Below are 23,484 nucleotides of genomic sequence, written 5' to 3'. Positions count from 1 at the left end.
TCAGGTCAGGGGGGTGGGGGTGAAGCGGGACGCCGCCGCGAGGTCCGCGGAGATGTGGGACGCCGTGGCCCACAGGGCGGGCAGGAGGTCGGCGACGCACTGTTCGGGGGTGCGGCGGGCCGCGTGCAGGGCCGTGCCCAGGGCCGCCACCACCCGGCCCGCGCGGTCGCGCACCGGTACCGCCAGCGAGCGCAGACCCTCCTCCAGTACGCCGTCGACCAGGGCGTAGCCGTCCCGGGGGTCCAGCAGCACCCGGCCCGACGCCGTCGCCCGCGCGGGCAGGCGCGTGCCCACCGCGATGCGCACGCTCAGGACGTGGGGAGCCGGCACGCCTGCCGTGTACTGGGTCTCCTCGTGGTCCTCCGTCAGGACCGCCAGCGTGGACGACTCCTGGATCCGGGACGACAGGTCCGCCAGGTGCGGGGTCGCGATCTGGGGGAGGGAGAGGCGGGACAGCGCCGGGAAGCCCAGGGACAGGGTGCGGGGGGTCAGGACGAAGGCGCGGTCCCTCGCTTCCACCAGGCCGAGGTGGGTGTACGTGATCAGCGCGCGGCGCGCCGTCGCCCGGGGCAGGCCCGTCGCGTTCGCCACCTCCGTCAGCGTCGGCGCCGCGCGGCCCTCCCCGAACGCGGTCAGCACCGTCAGGCCCCTGGCCAGCGATTCGACGAATCCGCGGCCCAACTCGTGCTTCGAGGCCGAGGTCCAGGCCGCGAGACCGGTCGCGGAGTGGGCGGGCAGCGTGGGCGGTGCCGTGCGCAGGGTCTCCTCCATCTCCGCCACCGCCGCACGCAGGCGCGGCAGCAGCGCGGAGCGCAGATCCGCCGCCGTACGGCGGCTCGTGTGGCTGACCACGCTCGCCACGCACGCGATCCGGCCGTTCTCCGGATCCCGTACGGGGACCGACACCGCCACCAGGCCCGGTTCGATGAGCTGGTCGTCCAGGGACCAGCCGTCCGCCGACGCGCGAGTCGTACGGGTGGCGAAGTCGTCCGGGTCCGGGTGCGAGTTCGGGGGAGGGGCAGGGGTGGCGGCGGGGGTCGGGTCCGGCTCGGGGTCCGGTTCCGGGGCCGGACGGGTGCGTGGGGGGACGGCCGGGAAGCTCGTGTCCCTCGGGTCCCGGGTCCGGCGCTCGCGCCAGTGCCGCCAGTCCGCCTCCGTCCACTCCGTCGCGAACAGCGGGCCCGGCGCCGTGCGTTCGGCCGGCAGCAGGTCGCCGATGCGGAAGCTCAGGGACATCGCCCGGCGGCGCGTCGCCTGGTGGATGAAGCGGATGCCGTCCCGGTCGGCGACCGCCAGCGACACCGACTCGTCCAGTTCGTCGGCCAGCGCGTCGGCGCGGGCCGACAGCAGGCCGGGCAGGCGGAGCGCCCCGAGGTAGGCGTTGCCGAGCTCCATCACGCGGGGGGTCAGGACCACGTCCCGGCCGTCCTGGCGGACGTATTCCATGCGGGCGAGCGTGGTGGTGATCCGGTCCACCGTGGAGCGGGCCAGGCCGGTGGCCCGTTCGAGGTCGCTCGGGCTCAGCCTGCCGCCCGCCTCGGTCAGCCGCAGCAGCACCGACACCCCGCGGATCAGCGGCGCCACCGCCTCATCGGGTACGGCGGACGCGGAAGCAGACGCGGACGCGGACTCGGACACGGACGCGGTGTCGGGGACGGGCGCGCCGGGCGCGGGCCCCGCGCTCGCGGGCGGCGTCATCGGTTGTGCGGGCACACCCCCATTGTCCCGGGACCCCGGTCCCGCCGTACGACCACGGGTCCCCTCGCCCGGGGATCCCGGTCCCGCCTTATGTTCACCGGCTCCATCGCCCGTTCGGGATCTCAGTCCCGCCGTACGACCACCCGGTAGTTGCCCGACGCGTCCGTCCCCGTGACCGCGATGCCGATGCCGTGGCGCGGGTCGCGGAAGGACTCGCCCGGGGAGAAGGCGGCGTCCGACAGTTCCGCCTGCACGTTCGGGCTGCGGGTGCAGCCGCCGCTGTCGCGGTGGGCGTCGTAGACCTTGACCGGGCCGCGGCCGGTGTCGACGTCCGCGTCGACCTTGTAGATGAGGACGCCGGGGTGGCAGACGGACTCGTCGTTGCCCTCGTGCGTGCGGACCTCCACGGCGTAGCCGGTGCGGGAGTCCACGGGGACGAAGATCAGCTTCTGGCCGCCGGGCCGCTCCAACGGGCTGAGGGTGAACTGTGTCGTGCCCGGCGCCGCCGCGCAGTGCACCTGCGAGGGGTCGAGCCAGCCCAGCTTCCACTTGTGCCAGCCGAGCAGATCGTTGTCGGCGCCCCAGTCCTCGCTCATGATGTCCCAGTGCCCGACCGCGCCCCCGCCCTCCTGGGTGTAGAGGTCGGGCAGGCCGAACACATGGCCGTTCTCGTGCGGCAGGACCCGGAAGCCGGTGCGGGCGTAGGAGCCTGAGCCGTCGTCCTGCCGGGAGTAGACGAAGGACGCGTTGGCCACCGGGACGCCGTCGGCCACGGGCGCCTCGGAGTTCCCCGCGAAGGTCACCGACAGCACGGTGTCCAGCGCGGAGGGGCCCGCGTTCGGGGTCATGAGGACGTTCAGGAAGTCGTACTTGCGGAAGTCCACCTCCGGATCCGCGGCGGCCACGATGTCCTGGATCAGCTTGCGGTAGCCGGGGTCGAAGGGCGCGCCGCGTTCTATGTCGTACGCGCCGAACGCCTTCGGCATGCGCAGCCAGTGCCGGATCGGCGTTTCGGGCACGTAGTCGAGGCGGCCGTAGGAACTGGTGCGGAACCACTGCTGGGTCTGCGGGAAGAACTCGTGGAAGCGGTCCATCGCGCCGCCCTCGCCGGGCGTGTCCGGGAAGTCGACCATCAGCGTCAGCGCGTGGACCGTGCCGGTGGAGCGGGAGTAACCGCCGGAGGTCGGGACGCCCTCGGACATCTGGACGTCCATGTTGCCGTTGATCATGCACGGGCCGAGCGCGGAGGAGCGGGCGACGGTGAGCGGGCCGGCGCCGGCCCCGCGGAAGCCGGTGGTCAGATGCCCCGACCCCGCCGAGGTGCCGAACGCCAGGATCAGCGCGGTCACCGCGCCGAGTGCGGCCGTCCGACGCGGGCGTATGCGACGGCTGGTCGGCGGCTGCTGCTCCGGCTCCATGCGGGGCCCTTCGCTCCCGGCAGCCCCTGGTCACCGGCTGCTCCCTTTCGATCACCCTGTGTCGAGGGGGAGGGGGGCGCGCGCTGGGAGGACCGATCGTGGGTTTCCCGCGCGTAGCAGTGTGACTCAGGTCACATGAGAACTTCGCGAAGGAGGGAAATATCCGGGGATCCTTTCCCCGTTTAGACCTGTGTCCGCGCGAAACGGGGAAACGATCCCCGGATCGCTTCGGGGGACCCCGATCACATCGGGGGACAGGGACAACCAGCGACACAGCGAACAGAGACACCGACGAAGGAGCACACCGTGCAGACCGCGCCCCTCGCACCGCGCAAGGCGACCCGGCCGCGCGCCGACGCCCTGCGCAACCGCGAGCGGATCGTCATCGCCGCCCGCGAGATGTTCGTCGAGTACGGCCCCGAGGTGCCGCTCGACGAGATCGCCCGCCGGGCCGGCGTCGGCAACGCCACGGTGTACCGCAACTTCCCCGACCGTGACGCCCTCGTCCGCGAGGTCGTCTGCTCGGTCATGGACCGTACGGCGGAGGCGGCCGAACAGGCCCTCGCGGAGACCGGAGACGCCTTCGCCGCCCTGGAGCGCTTCGTGCACACCGCGGCCGACGAGCGGATCAGCGCTCTGTGCCCGATGATCTCCAGCACCTTCGACCAGCACCACCCCGATCTCGAAGCATCGCGTCGACGCGTCGAGGAGCTCGTCGCGGAGGTCATGGACCGGGCGAAGGCGGCCGGTCAGCTCCGCGGCGACGTGGGAGTCGGCGACCTCATGGTCGTCGTGGCCCAGCTCAGCCGGCCCCCGGCCGGGGCCGACTGCCTCAGCATCGACCGCTTCGTCCACCGACACCTTCAGCTGTTCCTGGACGGACTGCGGGCCCCGGCCCGCTCCACCCTGCCGGGTACGGCTGTGACCATGGAGGATCTACGCCAGGCCTGACCCCGACCGCCGCAAAGGCGCCGGCCCCGGCGATGAGTCCGCGGGCCCGAAGGGGTCGTAGAGACCAAGACTCGTAGCGAACCGACCAGTCCCCGACACGCACACAGAGGAAGCGACCGCCGACGACGGCGCGTCGTCTCCTTTCCGTCACCTTTTTTCCGTCACGAAGTCCCGAAGTGGGTATCCCCATGTCTGAAACAGCCGCAAAGGCTCCAGGCGCCGCACCGGCCGCACCGGCCGGCGACGCCAATCGCTGGAAGGCGCTCGTCTTCATCGCGCTCGCCCAGCTGATGGTCGTCCTCGACGCCACCATCGTGAACATCGCGCTGCCCTCCGCCCAGCAGGACCTGGGCATCTCCGACGGCAACCGGCAGTGGGTCGTCACGGCCTACGCCCTCGCCTTCGGCGGACTCCTGCTCTTCGGCGGCCGCATCGCCGACCTGTGGGGCCGCAAGCGCGCCTTCGTCATCGGCCTGATCGGCTTCGCCGCGGCCTCCGCGCTCGGCGGCGCCGCCCAGTCCGGCGCGATGATGTTCGGCGCCCGCGCCCTCCAGGGCGTCTTCGGCGCCCTGCTCGCGCCCGCCGCGCTCTCCCTGCTCGCCGTGATGTTCACGGACGCCAAGGAGCGCGCCAAGGCGTTCGGCATCTACGGCGCGATCGCCGGTGGCGGCGGCGCCGTCGGCTTCATCCTCGGCGGCGTGCTGACCGAGTACCTCGACTGGCGCTGGACGTTCTTCGTGAACATCCCGTTCGCCGTGATCGCCGCGCTCGGCGCGTACTTCGTCATCCGTGAGCCGGAGGGCGGCCGCAACCGCAACCCGCTCGACATCCCGGGCGTCCTGCTCTCCACCCTCGGCCTGGTCTCGCTCGTCTACGGCTTCACCCGCGCCGAGTCCGACGGCTGGGGCGACGTCACGACCGTCTCGCTGTTCGTTGCGGCGGCCGTGCTGCTGATCGCCTTCGTCGTCACCGAGGCCAAGGTCAAGGCCCCGCTGCTGCCCCTGCGCGTGGTCACCGACCGCAACCGCGGCGGCATCTACCTCTCGCTCGGCATCGCCATCATCGCGATGTTCGGCACCTTCCTGTTCCTGACCTACTACCTCCAGGTCATCCAGGGCTTCTCGCCGATCAAGACCGGCTTCGCCTTCCTGCCCATGATCGCGGGCATGATGGTCGGCTCCACCCAGATCGGTGCCCGCCTGATGACCCGGGTTCCGGCCCGGCTGCTGATGGGCCCCGGCTTCCTGGTCGCCGCGGTCGGCATGCTGCTGATGACGCAGCTGGAGATCGGTTCGTCGTACGCCTCGACGATCCTGCCGGCGATGCTGCTGCTCGGTCTCGGCATGGGTACGGCGTTCATGCCGGCCATGTCGCTGGCCACCCTGGGCGTCGAGCCCCGGGACGCGGGCGTCGCCTCCGCGATGGTCAACACCTCGCAGCAGGTCGGCGGCGCGATCGGCACCGCCCTGCTGAACACCATCGCCGCCTCGGCGACGACGGCGTACATCAAGGACCACATCGCGGGTGCGACCTCCAAGTCGCAGGCGCAGCTGGTCCAGATGGAAGGCGCGGTGCACGGCTACACCAACGCCATCTGGTTCGCCGTCGGCATGCTGGTGCTCGCCGCGGTGATCGTCGTGACCCTCGTCAACGCCGGTACGCCGGGCAGCACCACCGTCACCGGCTCCGGCACGGGCGCGGACGACGCCGAGGACGCGGTGGCCGTCCCGGTGATCGCGCACTGACGGTCGCGGACCCCACTTCGGAACACCGCGCGCGGGTGGGCGACCCGTGGACCCGCGCGCCCCGTACGGGAGGGGAAGGGGACGCTCCTCCCGTACGGACCGGATCGCCACCGGGGCCCTGGACCCCGGACGATCCCGCGGACCTGCCCCGGTCGCGCGCTCAGCGCAGCCAGGGCAGGTCCGCACCCGCTTCGCTGGGCTGCAGGCCCTCGGCGACGATCTGCATGATCTCGCCGAGGGCCTGCTGCTGTTCGGGGGTGAGCCGCTCGAACAGCGCCTGCCGTACGGCGGTCACATGGCCCGGTGCCGTGCGCGCCAGCACCTCGCGGCCCTGCTCGGTCAGGACCGCGAACTGGCCCCGCTTGTCGGAGGGGCAGTTCTCGCGGCGCACCCAACCGCTGCCCTCCAGGCGCGCGATCGCGTGCGAGAGACGGGAGCGGGTGATCTTCGCGTTCATCGCCAGCTCGGTCATCCGCAGCCGTTCCTGCGGCGCCTCGGCGAGCTGCACCAGCAGGCCGTAGTAGATGTGCGGCATACCCGCGTCACGCTGGAGCTGGCGGTCCAGATGGTCCTCGAGGAGGGTGGTGGCGTGGAGGTACGAGCGCCAGACGCGCTGCTCGTCGGGGGAGAGCCAGCGCTGCGCGGCCGTGTCGGGTGCCGTGTTCATGGGATCCACTGTACGAGGCACCTCCTTGAAAGTTGAACAAGTCACGCGTAGGGTGAGGGAAAGTAAAGCTTGAGAGTTAAAGCAATCAGGTCGAAGGTCCGGGACCGAGGGCCGCGGGTCGCGAGCTGCAGGGTCAGGGCCGCGGGTCGCCGGCCGAGGGCCGCAGACCGAGGGTCGTACGCCGAGACCGGCAGATCGAGGGTCGTAGGCCGAGAGCCGCCGATCGAGAGCTGAAGCGATGACGCGAGGTCCGGGCCCCGGGACCCGCAGAGGGAGCCGCCGTCATGTCCGCCACCACCAGCGAGCGCATGCCCGCCCTCTACCTCAGCCACGGCGCGCCGCCGCTCGCCGACGACCCCGTCTGGCCCGGCCAGCTCGCCGCCTGGTCCGCCGACCTGCCCCGCCCCACCGCGATCCTGATGGTCTCCGCCCACTGGGAGGAGGCGCCGCTCGCCGTCGGCGCGGTCCGGCCCGTTCCGCTCGTCTACGACTTCTGGGGCTTCCCCGAGCACTACTACCGGGTGACGTACGACGCCCCCGGCGCGCCCGCGCTCGCCGAGTCCGTCCGCAAGCTGCTGCGCGCGCCCGGCACGCCCGTGCAGGACATCCCGGACCGCGGCCTCGACCACGGCGCCTACGTGCCGCTCGTCGAGATGTTCCCCGCCGCCGACATCCCGGTCCTCCAGATCTCGATGCCGACCCTCGACCCGGTACGGCTGATGGACATCGGCCGTAAACTGGCCCCGCTGCGCGACGAGGGGGTGCTGATCGTCGGCTCCGGCTTCTTCACCCACAACCTGGCCGCCCTGCGCCACACCGGCGCCGGCGTGCCCAGCTGGTCCTCCGAGTTCGACGACTGGGGGCGGCAGGCGCTGGAGGCGCGGGACTGGGACGGCCTCCTCGACTTCCTCGACAAGGCGCCGGCGGGGCGCTACGCCCACCCGCGCACCGAGCACTTCGCCCCGCTCTTCGTCACGATGGGCGCGGCGGAGGCCGGCGGCGAACTGGACGCCCAGCGGTCGGTGATCGACGGGTTCTGGCTGGGGATGGCCAAGCGGTCGGTGCAGTTCGGCTGAGGCCGGCGCCGACGCTGGGGTGAGCGGGGCGCGGGTCGGAGGCCTTCTCGTGCCAGGCCGCGCACCGGTGCCCGGTCAGAGGTCCTTCTCGTACCAGGCCACGTCCCAGTAGCGGCCGAACTTCCGCCCCACCTCCCGGTAGGTGCCGACGTAGCGGAACCCGAAGCGTTCGTGCAGCCGCGCGGACGCTTCGTTGGGCTGCGCGATGCCCGCGTACGCCCGGTGCAGGTCCTCGTCCGCCAGGGCCTCGAACAGCGACGCGTACAGCAGGGTGCCGATGCCCCGGCGGCCGGCGTCCGGGGCGACGTACACGGTCGTCTCCACGGACGTGGCATAGGCGGGCTTCGCCCGGTAAGCCGAGGAAGTGGCGTATCCGAGAATCCGCTGTGAGTCCGTGGCCACGGCAACCTTCAGGCGGTACAGGCCGTCTTCAGGGTGGGAGAGCAGCCAAGGGCGGCGTTCTTCCGGGGTGAAAGGGACGGTGTCGAATGTGATGGGCGTCTCACGCACGTAGTGGTTGTAGATCTCGGTGAGGGCGTCGAGATCGGTCTCGGCTCCCGGCCTGACCTGCACCTCTGCACGCTCTGGCGGCATCGTGTCTCCCTCTGTGGCCGGACAGGGTACTGCAAGATCAGAAAAATCGGAGGGCGGGTTGGGAATTCTGTCCTGATTCCAGTCGTTGTTCCCATTGAACGCGGGCACTCGAGGAGAGTCCGAGGACCTGGACAGGTCCGGTCGGGCTCGCCGCAGTAGCCGAGCGTCCAAGGACCACCCGCCAGCCACCATCGCAAGGGAGCACGCATGGCAACCCGTGCCGTCGCCCGTCGTAAGTCCGCCACCGGCGAGACCTCCGGCGCGGCAAGCAGTGTTCGCGCCCATGGCGGCGAGATCGCCGATCGCGACCTGGTCGGCATGTATCTCGACGAGATCGCGCGCACACCGCTGCTCGATGCCGCCAAGGAAGTCGAGCTGTCCCAGACCATCGAGGCGGGTGTGTTCGCGCGGCAGGTCCTCGACGGCGAGGAGGAGTCCGCGTCGGACGCCACCCGCGAGGAACTCGAGGCTCTGTACGCCGAGGGCGAGCGGGCCAAGGACGTCTTCATCCGGTCCAACCTCCGTCTCGTGGTCGCCGTGGCCCGGCGCTACCCGCGCAGCGGTCTGCCGCTCCTCGACCTCGTCCAGGAGGGCAACGCCGGCCTGGTGCGCGCGGTCGAGAAGTTCGACTACCGCAAGGGCTTCAAGTTCTCGACGTACGCGACCTGGTGGATCCGTCAGGCCATCACGCGGTCGATAGCCGACCAGTCGCGCACCATCCGCCTGCCCGTCCACCTGGTGGAGGAGCTGGGCCGGATCCGGCGCGTACAGCGGGAGTTCAACCGCGAGAACGGCCGCGAGCCGGAGCCCGCCGAGATCGCGGCCGAGCTCGGTTCGACCCCGGAGCGCGTCATCGACGTGCTGGACTGGGCCCGTGACCCGGTCTCGCTCAACATGTCGGTGGACGACGACGGCGATACGCAGTTCGGGGACCTCCTGGAGGACACCTCCGCGGTCTCCCCGGAGCAGTCGGTGCTCACGCTGCTGCGCAGCGAGGAACTCGACGACCTGATCGGCCGCTTGGACCAGCGCACGGCCTCCATCATCAAGATGCGCTACGGCATCGAGGACGGCCGCGAGCGCACCCTGACCGAGGTCGGCAAGGAGCACGGGCTGACCCGGGAGCGCATCCGCCAGATCGAGAAGCACGCGCTGCTGGAGCTCAAGAAGCTCGCACGGCAGACCGGGTTCGACGCGGCGGCCTGATCGCGACGGGATCCGCAAGAGGCGCTCACGACGGTGCCCGGGGTGGCGAAAGACGGCGCAAACATGGCGTTGGAACGCCGCTTCGAGCCCCGGAGCGCCGGGAACAACCTTGCGGGGCCCAGGAGTTCGAGGGTCAGGAGTTCGCGGCCCCGGAGTTCGGGACCCGTGAGTTCGGGGTCCGTGAGTCGGGCACCGGGAGTTCGGGACCCAAGGGGTTTCGTAGGCCCGGGAGTTCGGGTCCCGACCGCTGTCGCACCGCACCGCACCGCGCTGAACCACTGAACCACTGAATCGCTGAACCATTGAGCCACGTCCCGTCGCACTCCCCCCCGGCGCCGGGACTTTCCCCGAGCCGGGCTTCGGTGCCACTCCCCCCAGGCGCCGGGGCCCGGCTCTTTTCGTGCGGGCGCGCCGAGGGGCGGGGCACCCCGTACCTGAACCCCGGGGTGGCCCGCCGAATGGCAGATTGTGCCACAGCGGCATAGCCTGCCGATGTGAGTAGCCCCACCCCCGCGCGTAGACCCTCCGCTTCGACCCCCTCCCACGCTTCGTCCAGGTCACTGACCGAACGGCGCAAGGAAGCCACCCGGATGGAGATCGCCCGCGCGGCGGCCGCGCTCTTCGTGCAGCAGGGGTTGCGCGCCACCCGCGCGGAGGACATCGCCCAGCGGGCCGGGATCGCCCCCCGCACCTTCTACCGCTACTTCGCCACCAAGGAAGAGGCCATCGCCCCGCTGTACGCGGCGGGCTCCCTGCGCTGGACGGACGCCGTCCGCACGGCACCGCCCGAGCTGTCCGTGGTGGACGCCCTGGAGTACGCCGTACGGCACACCCTGACCCCGGGCGTCGGCGTCTCGGCCGCCTCCTGGGAGTGGGTCCGCACCCTGGTCCGCCTGGCCGAGGACAGCCCCGCCGCACGCAAGGTGTGGGCGGAGGTCTGCCAGGACTCGGAGCGGATCCTGGCGGACGTGCTGGCGGAACGGGTGGGGAGCGGCGGCGGCCCCGACAACGTTGCCCCGCGCCTCGCCGCCTCCCCGCGCCTGCGCTTCGCCGCGGCCGTGGCGAGCGCCGCCGTACGCGTGGCGGTGGAGTCCTGGGCGACGGGCGACGAGTCGGCCACCGGACCCGAGGGCCCGACGGCCCTGGCACTGCGCAATGTCGAGGCGCTGCGGGGGTTCAGCTGGGAGAAGTCGGCGGGGGAGTGAGGCCTGTCGGGCCCGGCTTTCCCGCCCGTACCAGCCGTGCCCCCAACTCCTGTACGCGAGCGACCAGTTCATCAGGGGCCGTGACGGTGAAGTCGTGTCCCACCATCGCCAGCCGTACCGCCATCCACTCCACGGGGTCCTCGCTCGACCCCCGCAGCCGGCAGCGCCCCTCCCCGAGGGGCTCCGGCTGCGGCAGCCAGGCCGGCAGCTTGCGGCCGAGCGCCTCGGCGGAGGCCTCGAACGTGACGTCGTAGTCGTACGTCTCCTGCCGTCGGTGGATCGACCGGCGCAGGTACTCCGCGGCGCTCCCCGTCGGCAGCTCCCGCGGAGCGAACCGCATACCCGTCGCGAACGGCTCGCTCACCCGGTCCACGCGGAAGGTGCGCCAGTCGGCGCGGTCGAGGTCGTAGGCCACGAGGTACCACCGCCGGCCCGTCGACACGAGCCGGTGCGGCTCGGTCAGGCGCCGGGACTCGGTGCCGTCGCCCGCGCGGTAGGCGAACCGCAGCCGTTCGTGTCCCGCCACCGTCGAGGCCATCACGGTCAGCGTCTCGGGTGCGATGCTCGCGCCGTCCCCGCTGGTGAGCGGCGTCGTCGCGGCCTGGAGGGTGCTGACCCGGTGCCGTAGCCGGGAGGGCAGCACCTGCTCCAGCTTCGCCAGCGCCCGTACGGACGCCTCGTCCACGCCCGCCACCGCGTGCCCGGCACCCGCCCGCAGGCCGACCGCGATCGCCACGGCCTCCTCGTCGTCCAGCACCAGGGGCGGCATCGCCTTGCCCGCGACCAGCCGGTAGCCGCCGTCGGCGCCCTTGGACGCCTGCACCGGGTAGCCGAGTTCGCGCAGCCGGTCGACATCGCGGCGCACCGTGCGCCGGGACACCCCGAGCCGATCGGCGAGCTCGCCGCCCGGCCATTCGCGGGGCGTCTGGAGGAGGGAGAGGAGCTGGAGCAGCCGGGCCGGCGTATCCGTCGTCATGCGTCCGAGGATGCCGTAGATCTAGGACATGATCTGACCTATTTGGCTTCTAGCTTGGATGCATGACCTCCACCGAACACCTTTCGGACAGCGTCCCCCTCCCGACGGACGGCGTTCCCCTCCCGACGGACGGCGTTCCGGTCCCGGCGGACGGCGTTCCGGTCCCGGCGACGGACAGCGTCCCGACCCCGGCGGACGGCGGGGCGGTCGGCGTGGGCCGGGGTGGTGGCGCCGCGGGTGACCGCCGTCGCTGGTTCGCCCTCGCCATCGTGATGGCCGCCGCCTTCATGGATCTCGTCGACGTCACGATCGTCAACATCGCCATCCCGTCCATCCAGAAGGACGCGGGCGCCACCTTCAGCCAGATCCAGTGGATCACCGCCGGTTACGCGCTCGCGTTCGCCGCGGGCCTGATCACCGGCGGGCGGCTCGGCGACATCCACGGCCGCAAGCGGCTCTTCCTCATCGGCGTCGGCGGCTTCACGATCGCCTCCGCGCTGTGCGGCTTCGCCGCGAACCCGGAGATGCTCGTCGCCTCGCGCTTCCTCCAGGGCGGCATGGCGGCGATGATGGTGCCGCAGGTGCTGTCGATCGTGCACGCGACCTTCCCCGCGCACGAGCGGGGCAAGGTGTTCGGCCTGTTCGGCGCGATCGTCGGGCTGGGCGCGGTCTCCGGCCCGCTGCTCGGCGCCCTGCTCACCGAGTGGAACCTGTTCGGCCTGGAGTGGCGGCCGATCTTCCTCATCAACCTGCCCGTCGGCATCGCGGCCCTCCTCCTCGGCCGCCGCTTCATCACGGAGTCCCGCGCCCCGAAGGCGCTGAAGCTGGACCTCGTCGGCGTCGCGCTGGTGACGCTCGGCCTCCTGATGCTGCTCTACCCGCTGACCCGGGGCCGCGAGCTGGGCTGGCCGCTGTGGGGGTACGCGTCCATGGCCGGCGCGTTCGCCGTCTTCGCGGCACTGGTCGCCTACGAGCGGCGCAAGGCGACCCGCGACGGCTCCCCGCTGATCGAACTCTCGCTGTTCCGCGTGAAGAGCTTCGCCGCGGGCATCGCCGTGCAGACCGTCTTCGGCGTCTCCCTCGGCATCTTCTTCCTGGTCTGGACGCTGTACATGCAGATCGGCCTCGGCTGGAGCCCGCTGCACGCCGGGCTGACCGGCGTTCCCTTCTCCCTCGCGGTCTCGACCGCCGCCGGGATGTCCGTCCAGAAGCTCGTGCCGCGCTTCGGCCGCAAGGTGCTCCAGGCGGGCGCCCTCGTGATGGCCGCGGGCGTCCTGATCTACCTGTGGGAGGCCCACCGCTACGGTCTCGGCATCGCCTCCTGGCAGATGGCGCTCCCGCTGGTCGTGATGGGCGCGGGCATGGGGCTGATCGTCGCGCCGCTGACCGACGCGGTGCTGTCGGGCGTGCCGCGCGAGCACGCCGGTTCGGCCTCCGGCCTGATCAACACCGTGCAGCAGATGGGCAACGCGCTCGGACTCGGCCTGGTGTCCGTGGTCTTCTACGGCGTGATCCCGGACCACCTCGTCCGGACCCAGGTGCGCCCGGCCTTCGTCCACGCCTTCCAGCACGCGCTCTGGTGGGTGGCGGCCGTGCTGGGCGTCATCTTCCTGCTGATGTCCGCCTTGCCGAAGCGCCCGGCGCAGCATCTGGAGGGGCAGTCCGAGGACCAGGGCGAGGGACAGGGGGAGGACCAGGGCGAGGGGCAGGCGGAGGACCAGGGCGAGGGGCAGGCGGAAGAACGGGCGGACGTGAGTGACGAGCTGTCGGCGGCCGCCGGACGGGAGGCGGACGACCGGGAGTTGGCGGACGAGCGGGAGTTGGCGGACGAGCGGGAGTTGGCGGGCCGGTCGGGCTGAGGACGCGGTCGGTGACGGGGCGCGATCCTCGTCCTGGAAGGGCCCGGTACCCGAGGGGGTACCGGGCCCTCCGCCATGCCCGGGGGGGCCTCTGCCATGTCCGCCGGGCCGGGTCCGTCTTCCGCCGTGTCCGGTCGGTCCTCTGCCATGTCCGGTCGGTCCTCCGCCATGTCCGGTCGGGCGTTCGCCATGCCCGGCCGGGCACGGAGGCGGGCGGGACCGCGTGCCCGCTCACGCCTGCCCATGCCCGTTCATGCCCGATTCGTTTCCGAACCTGTTTACTTTTCGAAAACGGCGGCGTAGCCTCCCAAGAAATCCACAAATTCGGGCACCGGGCGGAAGCGGTCGGACATCACGACCGGGCGCCACTGCGGAGGACCGGACACCACGGCGGAAGGCGAAGCGACATGTACGCACCGGAGCGGCAGCAGGAGATCCTGCGGCTCGCCCGCGACGGCGGCCGGGTGGACGTCGTATCGCTGGCCGAGGAGTTCCAGGTGACGGCTGAGACCATCCGCCGCGACCTGAAGGCCCTCGACCGCGCCGGACTGCTGCGCCGTGTGCACGGCGGCGCCCTCCCCGCCGGGCGCCTCGACTTCGAGCCGGACCTCGCCGAACGCGAGGGCACGGCCGCCGACGAGAAGGACCGCATCGCCAAAGCGGCCCTCGCCGAGCTGCCCGCCGAAGGCACGGTGATTCTCGACGCCGGTACGACCGTCGCCCGCCTGGCCGCCGCCATCCCGCTGGAGGCCTCGCTCACCGTCGTCACGCACTCCCTGCCCATCGCGGCCCGCCTCGCGGACCACCCCGGCATCCAGCTCCACCTGGTCGGGGGGCGCGTACGGCACCGTACGCGCGCCGCCGTCGACGCCTGGGCCCTGCGCGCCTACGGCGAGATCCGCGCCGACGTGCTGTTCGTCGCCGCCAACGGCTTCTCCGCCGCCCAGGGCCTGACCACCCCCGACCTCGCGGAGGCCGCGGTGAAGCGGGCCGCCGTGGCCGCGGCCCGCCGGGTGGTGCTGCTCGCCGACTCCGCCAAGCACGGCGAGGAGCACTTCGCCCGCTTCGGCGACCTGGCCGACGTGGACCTGCTGATCACCGACAGCGGGCTCGGCGACGAGAACGCCGCCGACATCGAGCGCGGTGGCACGGAAGTGGTGCGCGCATGATCCTCACCGTCACCCCCAACCCGTCCCTGGACCGCACCTACGAGGTGCCGTCCCTGGAGCGAGGCGAGGTCATCCGCGCCTCCGGCGAGCGCATGGACCCCGGCGGCAAGGGCGTCAACGTCTCCCGCGCCGTCGCCGCCGCCGGCCGGCGCACGGTCGCCGTACTGCCCCTGGGCGGTGCGCCGGGCGCGCTCGTCGCGGACCTGCTCGACGCGCAGGGCATCGAGGTCGCGCCCGTCCCGGTCGCCGGAGCCACCCGCTCGAACATCGCGCTCGCGGAAGCGGACGGGGTCCTCACCAAGATCAACGCGCCGGGCCCGGAACTGTCCGCCGCCGAACAGGAACTGCTCCTGGAGACGGTGCGCGCGCAGTCGGTCGACGCCGACTGGATCGCGTGCTGCGGAAGCCTGCCGCGGGGGCTCGCGCCGTCCTGGTACGCCGACGTGGTCGCGCGGGCGCACGCCGGGGGCGCGCGCATCGCACTGGACACCTCGGGGCGTGCGCTCCTCGAGGCGCTGCGCGAGCGGCCCGACGTGGTGAAGCCGAACGCCGAGGAGCTCGCGGCGGCCGTCGCGCGCCCCCTGACGACCGTGGGCGACGCGCTCAAGGCGGCCGAGGAGTTGCGCGCGATGGGCGCGCGCGCCGTGCTCGCGAGCCTGGGCGCCGACGGGCAGCTGCTCGTCGACGACGCGGGCGCCTGGTTCGGCAGCGCGCGCGTGGATGTCGTACGCAGCAACGTCGGCGCGGGCGACTCCTCGCTCGCCGGCTTCCTGATCGCCGGCGGCAGCGGTCCCGAGGCGCTGGCCTCCGCGGTCGCGCACGGCGCGGCGGCCGTCCGGCTGCCGGGCAGTGTGATGCCGGCCCCGGCCGACCTGGACCCGTCCGCGGTGACGGTCACGACGGAGGTCCCGACGGACCGCGAACTGACGGAACCGGCGCCATGACCCGCCCGCCCGCCGCGCGAACCGGCGCCCCGACGGCGGACGTACGCCCACCCGCGCGACCGTTTCCCCGACGGATGTCGCGGCGGACCAAACCGAAGATCTCGCGAGTGGTCCTGAGGTGGAACTCCCCGTTCCCCACCCCGCCCAGCCGCACGACGACGGACCGCACGACGACGGACCGCACGACGACGGCTTCCGCCGGGACAGGCCGCGCCACGACCGGCCCGGTCACGGCCGGCCCCGTCACGGCCGTCACCCCTCCCCGAAGCACCCCCGTCCCCACCCCCGCCCACTCCGCACCCCGGGCGATACGCGCGCTAAGGAGCCCGCGATGAGCGACATGATCACCGCGGACCTGGTCGATCTCGACCTGTCCGCCGACACCAAGCAAGCGGCGGCGCGCGCGCTCGCCGAACGCATGGTGGCCCTGGGCCGGGTGACCGACCTGGAGGGCTTCCTCGCCGACGTGGCCGCCCGCGAGGCACAGATGCCGACCGGCCTGGACGGCGGCATCGGCATCCCGCACTGCCGCAGCGCTCACGTCACCGAGCCGACGCTCGCCTTCGGGCGCAGCGCCGCGGGCATCGACTTCGGTGCCCCGGACGGCCCCGCCGACCTGATCTTCCTGATCGCCGCACCCGCCGGCGCCGACGACGCCCACCTGACGATCCTGTCGTCCCTGGCCCGACAGCTGATGAACGCCGACTTCACCTCCGCGCTGCGGTCGGCCGCCGACGCGCACACCGCGGCGGCGCTCATCAGCGGCGAGGGCGCGGGCGGCGCTCAGGGCGGCGCGAAGGGTGCCGTGAGCGCCCCCGAAGACACCGCTGCGGCGCCGGGGGCGGCCTCCGCCGGCGCAGCGGCGGGCAGTACGGTCCCCGCGCCCGGCGCGAGCGCCGACGACGCGCGCCCCACGGCGAGCGCGGGAGCCTCCGGCGCGCGACCGTTCCGCGTCGTCGCCGTCACCTCCTGCCCGACCGGCATCGCCCACACCTACATGGCGGCCGAGTCCCTGGAGAACGCTGGCCGGGAGGCGGGTGTCGAGGTCGTCGTGGAGACTCAGGGCTCGGCCGGCTTCACCCGGCTCGACCCGGCCGTGATCGCGGCGGCGGACGGCGTGATCTTCGCCCACGACGTGCCCGTCCGCGACAAGGAGCGCTTCGCGGGCAAGCCGACCGTCGACGTCGGCGTGAAGGCGGGCATCAACCGGCCCGCCGAACTGATCGGCGAGGTGCGCGAGAAGGCCGCGCGCGGCGAGGCCACCACGCCCGCGGCGCACGCGACCCCCGTCGAACGCTCAGGCGACCCCGGCGAGGGCTACGGCACCAAGCTCCGTAAATGGCTGATGTCGGGCGTCAGTTACATGGTGCCCTTCGTCGCGGCCGGCGGTCTGCTGATCGCCCTCGGGTTCGCGATCGGCGGGTACGAGATCAAGAACGCCCCCTCCGTCATGAACCACTTCGTGTGGACGCAGTCCGACAGTTGGGGCGCGCTGCTCTTCCAGATCGGCGGGGTCGCGTTCGGCTTCCTGGTCCCGGTCCTGGCCGGCTACATCGCCTACGGCATGGCGGATCGGCCCGGCCTGGTGCCCGGCTTCGTCGGCGGCATGATCGCGACGACCATCAACGCCGGTTTCCTCGGCGGCCTGGCCGCCGGTCTCATCGCCGGTGGCGTGGTGCTGGCGATCCAGAAGGTGCGGATCCCGGCCGCGTTGCGCGGGATCATGCCGGTGGTGGTGATCCCGCTGATCTCCTCGGCCATCGTCGGGTTCCTCATGTTCGTCGTGATCGGCAAGCCCATCGCCTCCGCCCAGAAGGGCATGACGGACTGGCTGAACGGCCTCACCGGCACCAACGCCGTCCTGCTCGGCGCCCTGCTCGGTCTGATGATGTGCTTCGACCTCGGCGGACCGGTCAACAAGGTCGCGTACACCTTCGCCACCGCCGGTATCGCGGTCGCCAACCCGAGCGACTCCGCGATGAAGATCATGGCGGCCGTGATGGCGGCCGGCATGGTCCCGCCGCTGGCGATGGCCCTGGCCACCACCGTGCGCCCCAGGCTCTTCACCGCGACGGAGCGCGAGAACGGCAAGGCCGCCTGGGTCCTCGGAGCCTCCTTCATCTCCGAAGGAGCGATCCCCTTCGCGGCGGCCGACCCGCTGCGCGTCATCCCGTCCTCCATGGTGGGCGGCGCGATCACCGGAGCCCTGTCCATGGCGTTCGGCGCCACGCTGCGCGCCCCGCACGGCGGCATCTTCGTGGTCCCGCTGATCGGCAACCCGTTCCTCTACCTGGTCGCCATCGCGGCGGGCATGTGCGCGGCCACGGCGCTCGTCGTCGCCCTGAAGGGCCTGCGCAAGCAGGCCCCGACCGGCACCGCCGGAGGTGCGGCGGACGGTGCGGCCGCCACGAAGACGGAGTCCACGCAGCCTGTCGCCGCCTGACCGAGCGACAGGACGGACCCTCCGGCCGATCGGCCGCACTGCCCAGCCGGGGGAGTGCGGCCGATCGGCATGCGCCGCCTTTGGGGCGCTTGCGCCGTTTGATGTGTTGTTCAGGCCACCTGCGAGATACGTCACGGTGCGCGGTCAAAGGCCCCAACCGTGGTGTCTACTGGCGTCATGCCTGAGCACGTCTCCATCATCCAGCCGGTGGGTGTGGTCTTCCTCGCCCTGGCGACCGCGATATGGGTGACCGGCCTGTCGCGGGTCGCTCGCCGCTACCGCCACGGCGACGCCCCGCGCCGCCCGGCCGGACTGACGCCGGGGCAGGAGCTCCCCGCGCTCCCGCAGCCCCGCCAGTCCGGCCCCCACCTGGAGGCCGTGGAGCTGACTCCGGCCGAACAGGACGCCTTCGCGGGTCTCGTACGACAGCTCGCCGACGGCCGCTAGCCGTACCGCGGCGTTCCCCGGTCATTCCGGCGCCCGCCCCGAACGGGTCGCGGCGCCGAGTCGTAGGAGCGGTGTCGTAGGAGCGGTGTCGTGGGGGCGGTGTCGTGGGAACGATGTCTCAGGACAGCTGGGCGGCCCGCCGTTCCATGGCGTCCCGCGCCGCGTCCTCGGTGTTGTACACCTCGCACATGTGACGGCCGTCGGGCGTCGCCGTGTGCTCGACCTCCCACAGGGAGATCTCCCTGCCGTCACGCAGCAGGAACGCGTGCTCGTAGAGCGAGAAGCACAGACCCACGCGGCCGGCCCGGCACGGGCGCCCGAACGCCTGGGTGATCTGGTGCGCGAACGCCGAGCGCAATAACGCGAGCGTCTCCGCGTCCGGCACGTCCGCGTTCTCCGCCCGGCGCAGCAGCCTGCGCGCGTGATCGGCGGAGTCGTCCGGCGCGTACGCGTGGCGCGGACCGGGGACCGGTGACAACTGCACCAGCACGGGCAGTTCGAAGTCCGGCGCGTCCGACGGCAGCGGCAGCCGGGTGGTCGCCGTGCGCAGCTCCTCCTCGTCCACGTACACCTCGTGCTGCGGGTCGCCGCCGGGGACGGTGTTGTGGACGAGCTCCCACAGCGTGAGCGCGGAGCCGTCCGCCAGCAGCCATGTGTGCCGGTACGTCTCCCGGTGCAGCCCCGCGCTGTGGTGCGCGGAGTGCAGCGAACTGTCGTGCGCCAGCGCGCAGTCGAGCAGCCGTATCGTCTCGTCGGGCAGCTCGAAGGAGTTCAGCGCGCGCCCCAGCAGTCGCGCGAGGTGCTCCTCCGGAGACTCCGGCGACTCGGGTGGTTCGTACGCTGTCGTCTCGTACGGAACGCTCAAGGCTTCTCCCGGCGTTGCTGCATGTCACCTTGTGGGTGCATACCGTAGCCCCTCGGTCGGACATCATGTCCTGGAACCGAGAAAACGTGCTCACCGAAAACGTTCGGGCCGCGCGGAATGTTCCCGCGCGGCCCGACGGACTGTCAGAAGCCGCTGCTCAGACGGCATATCCCCAGATCATGACCGTCTTTGGCGAGTGGCGCCCAGGTGGATCAGACGGCGCTGCCGGCCGTCCACTCGTTCCACGGCATGTTCCAGCCGTTGAGCCCGTTGTCCGGGGTGACCGTCTTGTCCGGGGAGTTCTTGACGATCACCACGTCGCCGACGAGCGAGTTGTCGTAGAACCACTTCGCGGGAGTGGCGCCGCCCCCGCCCTGCGTGTCCGCGAGACCCACGCAGCCATGGCTCGTACCGGCCTGCCCGAACGGCGGATTGCTCTGGTTGTACCAGTAGTTGCCGTGGATGAAGGTGCCCGAGGAGGTGAGGCGCATCGCGTGCGGCACGTCTGCGATGTCGTACTCGCCGCCCAGCCCGACCGTCTGGCTGTTCATCCGGGTCTGCTCGAACTTCTCGGAGATCACCATCTGCCCGTTGTAGGTGGTGTGCTCCGGGCTGCCCGTGGACACGGGGATCGTCTTGAACGTCTTGCCGTCCCGTACGACCGTCATGGTCTGTGTGTCGGCGTCCACGGTGGAGACCTGCGAGCGCCCGACGGTGAACGTCACCGTCTTCTTCTGCACGCCGTAGGCGCCGCTCGCGCCCTGCACGCCGTCCAGGTCGATCTTCACCGTCACCTTGGAACCGGCCTGCCAGTACTGCTCGGGCCGGAAGTCGAGCCGCTGCGTCCCGAACCAGTGCCCCACGACCTGCTGTCCGCTGCTGGAGGACACCGTGATGTGGGACTGCACCGCCTTCCGGTCGCTGATGGCCTTGTCGAAGGTGAACGACACCGGCATCCCGACACCCACCGTGGTGCCGTTGTCCGGCGCGTAGGTGCCGATGAAGCTGTTGGACGAAGTGACGGTGGTGAAGATGGAGTTGGCGGCCGCCGTCTGCCCGCTGCCGTCCTTCGCGGTCGCGGAGATCTGGTACTTGGTGCCCCGCTCCAGCTGCTCCTTCGGCTTCCAGGCGGCCCCGTCGGCGGAGATCGCGCCCGGCACCGCCTCGCCCGACCCGGCCACCGTCATCTTCACGTCGGTCAGCTTGCCGTCGCTGACCTTCACGCCGGTCGTGTTGATCGACGCGCCCGTGGACCCGTCCTTGGCCGAGATCACGATCCTGGCCGTCGACGTCCTGGCCGTGCCGGCGCCGCTCTTGCCGTTGTCGGTGTCGGCCTTGGCGTCGCCACCGCACGCGGTCAGGGTGAGGCTGCCGACCACGAGGGCGGCACAGGCCGCCCATGCGCGCCGCGCTGCTATGTTCGGCCTTGTCACGGAGTCCCCCAGTTCGTGTGATGTGCGTGATCCGCTCCGGTGCGTGAACAAAGAGGGCTTCGGGAGCCGGGCAGTTCCCGCCGAGCGGCACGCGGATCGTTGCGTGACAGAACCGGGACAAACGAGGGCGCGCGGCCCTTCCCTCACGCCCGGCGCGCAGGACCGCTCCCGCCCCCAACGCCTCCCCGCGCGCCCCCGCTTGGCACCGCGCCCCCGCGCCCCGCTACCTCCCCGCGCCGTACAACTCCCGGTAGGACGGCCACACTCCACCGGGCGTCTCCACCGACTCGGCGGCGCGCACGGCCCGTACGATCGCGCGCGTCACGACGTCCGCGCCCGCCGCGAGGATGTCGTTGAGCGCGAGCGGGTCGCCCGGGGCGAGCGGATGCGCCCCCGTGGCCAGCGCGAACACCGTGTCGCCGTCATGCATCAGATGCACCGGGCGCACGGCGCGCGCGATCCCGTCGTGCGCCGTGCCCGCCATCTTCTGCGCCTGCGCCTTCGACAGTTCCGCGTCCGTGGCGACCACGGCGAGCGTCGTGTTGAGCGGAGGAGGCGCGTGCGTCGCGGCGCTCTCGGTCAGCCTCCGGCGCGCGTTCTCGTGCACGCGCTCGTCCGGATACTCCACGCGCCCCGCGAAGAACTCGCCGTACAGCGCCCCCGTCGCCGGATCCACCACCGACCCGGCCGCGTTGACGACGACCAGCGCGGCGACCGTGACGCCCGAACCGAGAACGGCGCTCGCGGTGCCGACACCCCCCTTGAGCGGCCCCGCCGCCGCGCCCGTCCCGGCGCCCACGCACCCTTCCGCTACCTGCGCGCCCGGCGCGCTCGCCACGGCCGCCTCGACCGCGGCGCGCCCGGTCGCCGCGTCCGGCCGAGCGCCGAAGGAGCCACCGCGCCCCAGGTCGAAGACGCATGCGGCGGGCACCACCGGCACGACGTGCGCCGGGTCCGCGCCCACCCGTACGCCGCGCCCCTGCTCCTCGAGCCAGCTCATCACCCCCGACGCGGCGTCGAGCCCGTACGCGCTCCCGCCGGTCAGCACGACCGCGTGGACCCTCTGTACGACGTTGCGCGGGTCGAGGGCGTCCGTCTCCTTGGTGCCGGGGCCGCCGCCGTGCACGTCCACGGCGGCGACCGCCCCGTCCTGCGGAGCGAGGACGACCGTCGTGCCGGTGAGCCACCCGTCGCCCCTGCGGGTGGCATGCCCCACCCGCAGGCCCGCGACGTCCGTCAAAGCGTCGACTGTCATGAGCTCAGTCTCGCCCAGGCCCCGAGGCGCCGGCCGGATCCGATGGCCCCGGCCGGCTCCGGTTGCCCCGGCCGGAGCCCCTCACCCCGGTCGGCTCGTGCCGTCCCGGCCGCAATCACGCGGCGGGCGCGTCCGCCTCCGCCGCACTCCCCGCGGACGCCGTCCGCGCCGTCAGCGTCGTGCCGACCGCCACGGCCAGCGCGCACACGAGACCGGCCGCGAGGACCGCCCAGTCGCGCAGGAAGGTGCAGCAGATGACCAGGAGCGCCGTGACCGGCAGCACCGCCTGCTGGGCGATGCCCACCTTGAAGTGGCGGGAGTGCAGCGCCCACACGGTGAGCAGGTACAGCGCCGTCGGGAGGGTCACCGCCGACGAGGCGGCCAGCGTGGAGATGTGGGCCGTGCCCACGGCCTCCTCGACCGCGACCTCCAGACCCGCACCGATCACGGCCGCCGACGCGAAGATCAGGTAGTGGCCGTAGCCCCACAGGAACGCCTGCCGGTTGGAGCGCAGGTGCCCGTGGATCGGCACCACGAAGTAGATCCACCAGGCGGAGAACACGATCAGCAGCCCGCCCGCCGCGATCGGCAGCAGATCGCTCAGCGCGTCGTGCTCGTCGACGGCCGACTTCACCGCCACCGTGGCCGCCGCGATCGTCTCGCCGAGCACGATGATCGTGAACAGGCCGTACCGCTCGGAGATGTGGTGCGGGTGCCAGGCGGTCGCGTAGTCGCGCTCCGCGTACAGCGGCACGCACAGTTCTGCGATCACCATCACGAGGAACACCCAGGGGCGCGCGGGCTCCGGCAGCAGCACCAGGCCCAGCCAGCCGACCAGGCACAGCAGCACGCCCGTCGCGTACCGCAGCGCCATCGTCCGCTCCGCGCCCTCGGCGTCCCGCGCGGCGCGCAGCCACTGCGTCGCCATCGCCAGGCGCATGATCAGATAGCCGAGCCAGACCACGAAGAAGTCATGGCTGTCGAAGGCCTGGGAGACCCCGGCGGCCAGCACGAGCACGCCGGCGATCTGCACCAGGGTGACTATCCGGTACAGCGGGTCGTCGTTGTCGTACGCCGAGGCGAACCACGTGAAGTTCATCCAGGCCCACCAGATGGCGAAGAACTGCATCGCGTAGTTCAGGAGGCCGGTGCCCGCGTGCCCCGCGGCGAGGGCGTGCACCAGTTCCACGCCCGCCTGGGAGATCGCCACCACGAAACACAGGTCGAAGAAGAGCTCGAGCGGTGTGGAGGCCCGGTGGGCCTCGTCCCGGCCGCGTGCGGTGAGCCTGCGCAGACCGCCCGGCCGGGGGCGCGCGCCCGCGGCCGGCGAGGAGTCCGAACGTGACGTCATGGCTCCCAGCACAGCAGACAACGACCGGAAAATCTTGTGAAGACGTTCACAAGTGGACGGGAGTCGTGCGGGGCGGGAGAACGTACAGGTCAGAGCGTGCCTGCGTCGACCCCACCCGCCCGACCCGGGACCTTCGGCCCCCGATCGAGGACGGTTGCCGTGCCCCGCCGCGGCGCCGCGGG

The 23,484-nt window shown here is 72.2% G+C and carries 19 protein-coding genes; 10 read left to right on the top strand and 9 right to left on the bottom strand.

The features are described from left to right. Both WN71_RS12415 and WN71_RS12410 read right to left on the bottom strand, forming a co-directional pair. Positions 1 to 1,698 carry an IclR family transcriptional regulator domain-containing protein gene (locus WN71_RS12415; RefSeq protein WP_079177821.1) on the bottom strand — a complete coding sequence of 566 codons (1,698 nt, stop codon included), beginning with the start codon at positions 1,696 to 1,698 and terminating at the stop codon, positions 1 to 3. Between the two features lie 122 nt (positions 1,699 to 1,820). Next, positions 1,821 to 3,116 (bottom strand): M6 family metalloprotease domain-containing protein, encoded by a 1,296-nt coding sequence (locus tag WN71_RS12410; RefSeq protein WP_046588670.1) that lies wholly within the window; start codon positions 3,114 to 3,116, stop codon positions 1,821 to 1,823. Positions 3,117 to 3,422: 306 nt separating this feature from the next. Between WN71_RS12410 and WN71_RS12405 the strand changes: the two genes are divergently transcribed. Next, the gene (locus WN71_RS12405) at positions 3,423 to 4,067 is read left to right on the top strand and encodes a TetR/AcrR family transcriptional regulator (RefSeq protein ID WP_046588668.1); all 645 of its coding nucleotides are present in this window, start codon (positions 3,423 to 3,425) and stop codon (positions 4,065 to 4,067) included. A gap of 188 nt (positions 4,068 to 4,255) precedes the next feature. Further along, positions 4,256 to 5,812 carry an MFS transporter gene (locus tag WN71_RS12400; protein WP_046588666.1) on the top strand — a complete coding sequence of 519 codons (1,557 nt, stop codon included), beginning with the start codon at positions 4,256 to 4,258 and terminating at the stop codon, positions 5,810 to 5,812. A 160-nt stretch (positions 5,813 to 5,972) separates the two neighbouring features. Here the strand turns inward: WN71_RS12400 and WN71_RS12395 are convergent, their stop codons facing one another. Beyond that, on the bottom strand, positions 5,973 to 6,479 hold the full coding sequence (locus WN71_RS12395) for a MarR family winged helix-turn-helix transcriptional regulator (protein WP_046588663.1): 507 nt from the start codon (positions 6,477 to 6,479) through the stop codon (positions 5,973 to 5,975). Between the two features lie 284 nt (positions 6,480 to 6,763). Here WN71_RS12395 and WN71_RS12390 point away from each other — a divergent pair, with 284 nt between their 5' ends. Then, on the top strand, positions 6,764 to 7,555 hold the full coding sequence (locus WN71_RS12390) for a dioxygenase family protein (RefSeq protein ID WP_046588661.1): 792 nt from the start codon (positions 6,764 to 6,766) through the stop codon (positions 7,553 to 7,555). Positions 7,556 to 7,630: 75 nt separating this feature from the next. Here WN71_RS12390 and WN71_RS12385 read toward each other — a convergent pair whose 3' ends face one another. After that, positions 7,631 to 8,149, bottom strand: a complete 519-nt coding sequence (locus WN71_RS12385) for a GNAT family N-acetyltransferase (protein ID WP_046588659.1) — start codon at positions 8,147 to 8,149, stop codon at positions 7,631 to 7,633. Between the two features lie 207 nt (positions 8,150 to 8,356). Between WN71_RS12385 and WN71_RS12380 the strand changes: the two genes are divergently transcribed. Next, a complete protein-coding gene (locus tag WN71_RS12380) occupies positions 8,357 to 9,355 on the top strand; it encodes a sigma-70 family RNA polymerase sigma factor (RefSeq protein WP_046588658.1) in 999 nt (332 codons plus the stop codon). A gap of 494 nt (positions 9,356 to 9,849) precedes the next feature. Continuing rightward, positions 9,850 to 10,560 (top strand): TetR/AcrR family transcriptional regulator, encoded by a 711-nt coding sequence (locus WN71_RS12375; RefSeq protein ID WP_420856493.1) that lies wholly within the window; start codon positions 9,850 to 9,852, stop codon positions 10,558 to 10,560. Here the strand turns inward: WN71_RS12375 and WN71_RS12370 are convergent. Further along, entirely contained in the window at positions 10,532 to 11,536 is a 1,005-nt protein-coding gene (locus tag WN71_RS12370) for a helix-turn-helix transcriptional regulator (protein ID WP_046588655.1), read from the bottom strand. The genes WN71_RS12375 and WN71_RS12370 overlap by 29 nt on opposite strands. 272 nt (positions 11,537 to 11,808) lie before the next feature. Here WN71_RS12370 and WN71_RS12365 point away from each other — a divergent pair, with 272 nt between their 5' ends. The 5 genes from WN71_RS12365 to WN71_RS12345 all read left to right on the top strand — a co-directional run bounded on the left by WN71_RS12365 (position 11,809) and on the right by WN71_RS12345 (position 18,398). Then, on the top strand, positions 11,809 to 13,395 hold the full coding sequence (locus tag WN71_RS12365) for an MFS transporter (RefSeq protein WP_240529637.1): 1,587 nt from the start codon (positions 11,809 to 11,811) through the stop codon (positions 13,393 to 13,395). A 407-nt stretch (positions 13,396 to 13,802) separates the two neighbouring features. Then, the gene (locus WN71_RS12360; RefSeq protein ID WP_046588653.1) at positions 13,803 to 14,564 is read left to right on the top strand and encodes a DeoR/GlpR family DNA-binding transcription regulator; all 762 of its coding nucleotides are present in this window, start codon (positions 13,803 to 13,805) and stop codon (positions 14,562 to 14,564) included. After that, positions 14,561 to 15,508: a 1-phosphofructokinase gene (gene pfkB, locus WN71_RS12355; protein ID WP_046588651.1), complete on the top strand. Its 948-nt coding sequence runs from the start codon at positions 14,561 to 14,563 to the stop codon at positions 15,506 to 15,508. The genes WN71_RS12360 and pfkB overlap by 4 nt, the downstream gene beginning before the upstream one ends. A gap of 331 nt (positions 15,509 to 15,839) precedes the next feature. Then, positions 15,840 to 17,951 (top strand): PTS fructose transporter subunit IIABC, encoded by a 2,112-nt coding sequence (locus tag WN71_RS12350; protein ID WP_046588648.1) that lies wholly within the window; start codon positions 15,840 to 15,842, stop codon positions 17,949 to 17,951. A 177-nt stretch (positions 17,952 to 18,128) separates the two neighbouring features. Beyond that, positions 18,129 to 18,398 (top strand): hypothetical protein, encoded by a 270-nt coding sequence (locus WN71_RS12345; protein ID WP_046588646.1) that lies wholly within the window; start codon positions 18,129 to 18,131, stop codon positions 18,396 to 18,398. Between the two features lie 118 nt (positions 18,399 to 18,516). On the opposite strand, the gene WN71_RS12340 is transcribed toward WN71_RS12345, so the two are convergent. From WN71_RS12340 to WN71_RS12325, 4 genes are all read right to left on the bottom strand, one after another. Then, positions 18,517 to 19,263, bottom strand: a complete 747-nt coding sequence (locus WN71_RS12340) for a DUF6227 family protein (protein ID WP_046588643.1) — start codon at positions 19,261 to 19,263, stop codon at positions 18,517 to 18,519. Between the two features lie 212 nt (positions 19,264 to 19,475). Beyond that, on the bottom strand, positions 19,476 to 20,696 hold the full coding sequence (locus tag WN71_RS12335) for a L,D-transpeptidase (RefSeq protein WP_206300065.1): 1,221 nt from the start codon (positions 20,694 to 20,696) through the stop codon (positions 19,476 to 19,478). A 223-nt stretch (positions 20,697 to 20,919) separates the two neighbouring features. Further along, positions 20,920 to 21,951, bottom strand: a complete 1,032-nt coding sequence (locus WN71_RS12330) for a P1 family peptidase (protein ID WP_206300064.1) — start codon at positions 21,949 to 21,951, stop codon at positions 20,920 to 20,922. Positions 21,952 to 22,066: 115 nt separating this feature from the next. After that, the gene (locus WN71_RS12325) at positions 22,067 to 23,302 is read right to left on the bottom strand and encodes a low temperature requirement protein A (RefSeq protein ID WP_046588637.1); all 1,236 of its coding nucleotides are present in this window, start codon (positions 23,300 to 23,302) and stop codon (positions 22,067 to 22,069) included. Positions 23,303 to 23,484: the final 182 nt, after the last annotated feature.

It is taken from the genome of Streptomyces mangrovisoli (assembly GCF_000974985.2).
Classification (GTDB): Bacteria; Actinomycetota; Actinomycetes; order Streptomycetales; family Streptomycetaceae; genus Streptomyces; species Streptomyces mangrovisoli.
Note: the sequence above shows the minus strand (reverse complement) of the source record. Positions and strands in the feature narration are given on the sequence as shown.

Bases quoted from the DNA above. Each gene is read 5' to 3' on its own strand.
- WN71_RS12390 (WP_046588661.1), top strand. From the start codon at position 6,764: ATGTCCGCCACCACCAGCGAGCGCATGCCCGCCCTCTACCTCAGCCAC.
- WN71_RS12350 (WP_046588648.1), top strand. From the start codon at position 15,840: ATGAGCGACATGATCACCGCGGACCTGGTCGATCTCGACCTGTCCGCC.
- WN71_RS12325 (WP_046588637.1), bottom strand. From the start codon at position 23,302: ATGACGTCACGTTCGGACTCCTCGCCGGCCGCGGGCGCGCGCCCCCGG.
- WN71_RS12370 (WP_046588655.1), bottom strand. From the start codon at position 11,536: ATGACGACGGATACGCCGGCCCGGCTGCTCCAGCTCCTCTCCCTCCTC.
- WN71_RS12415 (WP_079177821.1), bottom strand. From the start codon at position 1,698: ATGACGCCGCCCGCGAGCGCGGGGCCCGCGCCCGGCGCGCCCGTCCCC.
- WN71_RS12345 (WP_046588646.1), top strand. From the start codon at position 18,129: ATGCCTGAGCACGTCTCCATCATCCAGCCGGTGGGTGTGGTCTTCCTC.
- WN71_RS12395 (WP_046588663.1), bottom strand. From the start codon at position 6,479: ATGAACACGGCACCCGACACGGCCGCGCAGCGCTGGCTCTCCCCCGAC.
- WN71_RS12385 (WP_046588659.1), bottom strand. From the start codon at position 8,149: ATGCCGCCAGAGCGTGCAGAGGTGCAGGTCAGGCCGGGAGCCGAGACC.
- WN71_RS12400 (WP_046588666.1), top strand. From the start codon at position 4,256: ATGTCTGAAACAGCCGCAAAGGCTCCAGGCGCCGCACCGGCCGCACCG.
- WN71_RS12410 (WP_046588670.1), bottom strand. From the start codon at position 3,116: ATGGAGCCGGAGCAGCAGCCGCCGACCAGCCGTCGCATACGCCCGCGT.
- WN71_RS12365 (WP_240529637.1), top strand. From the start codon at position 11,809: ATGGCCGCCGCCTTCATGGATCTCGTCGACGTCACGATCGTCAACATC.
- WN71_RS12330 (WP_206300064.1), bottom strand. From the start codon at position 21,951: ATGACAGTCGACGCTTTGACGGACGTCGCGGGCCTGCGGGTGGGGCAT.
- WN71_RS12380 (WP_046588658.1), top strand. From the start codon at position 8,357: ATGGCAACCCGTGCCGTCGCCCGTCGTAAGTCCGCCACCGGCGAGACC.
- WN71_RS12360 (WP_046588653.1), top strand. From the start codon at position 13,803: ATGTACGCACCGGAGCGGCAGCAGGAGATCCTGCGGCTCGCCCGCGAC.
- pfkB (WP_046588651.1), top strand. From the start codon at position 14,561: ATGATCCTCACCGTCACCCCCAACCCGTCCCTGGACCGCACCTACGAG.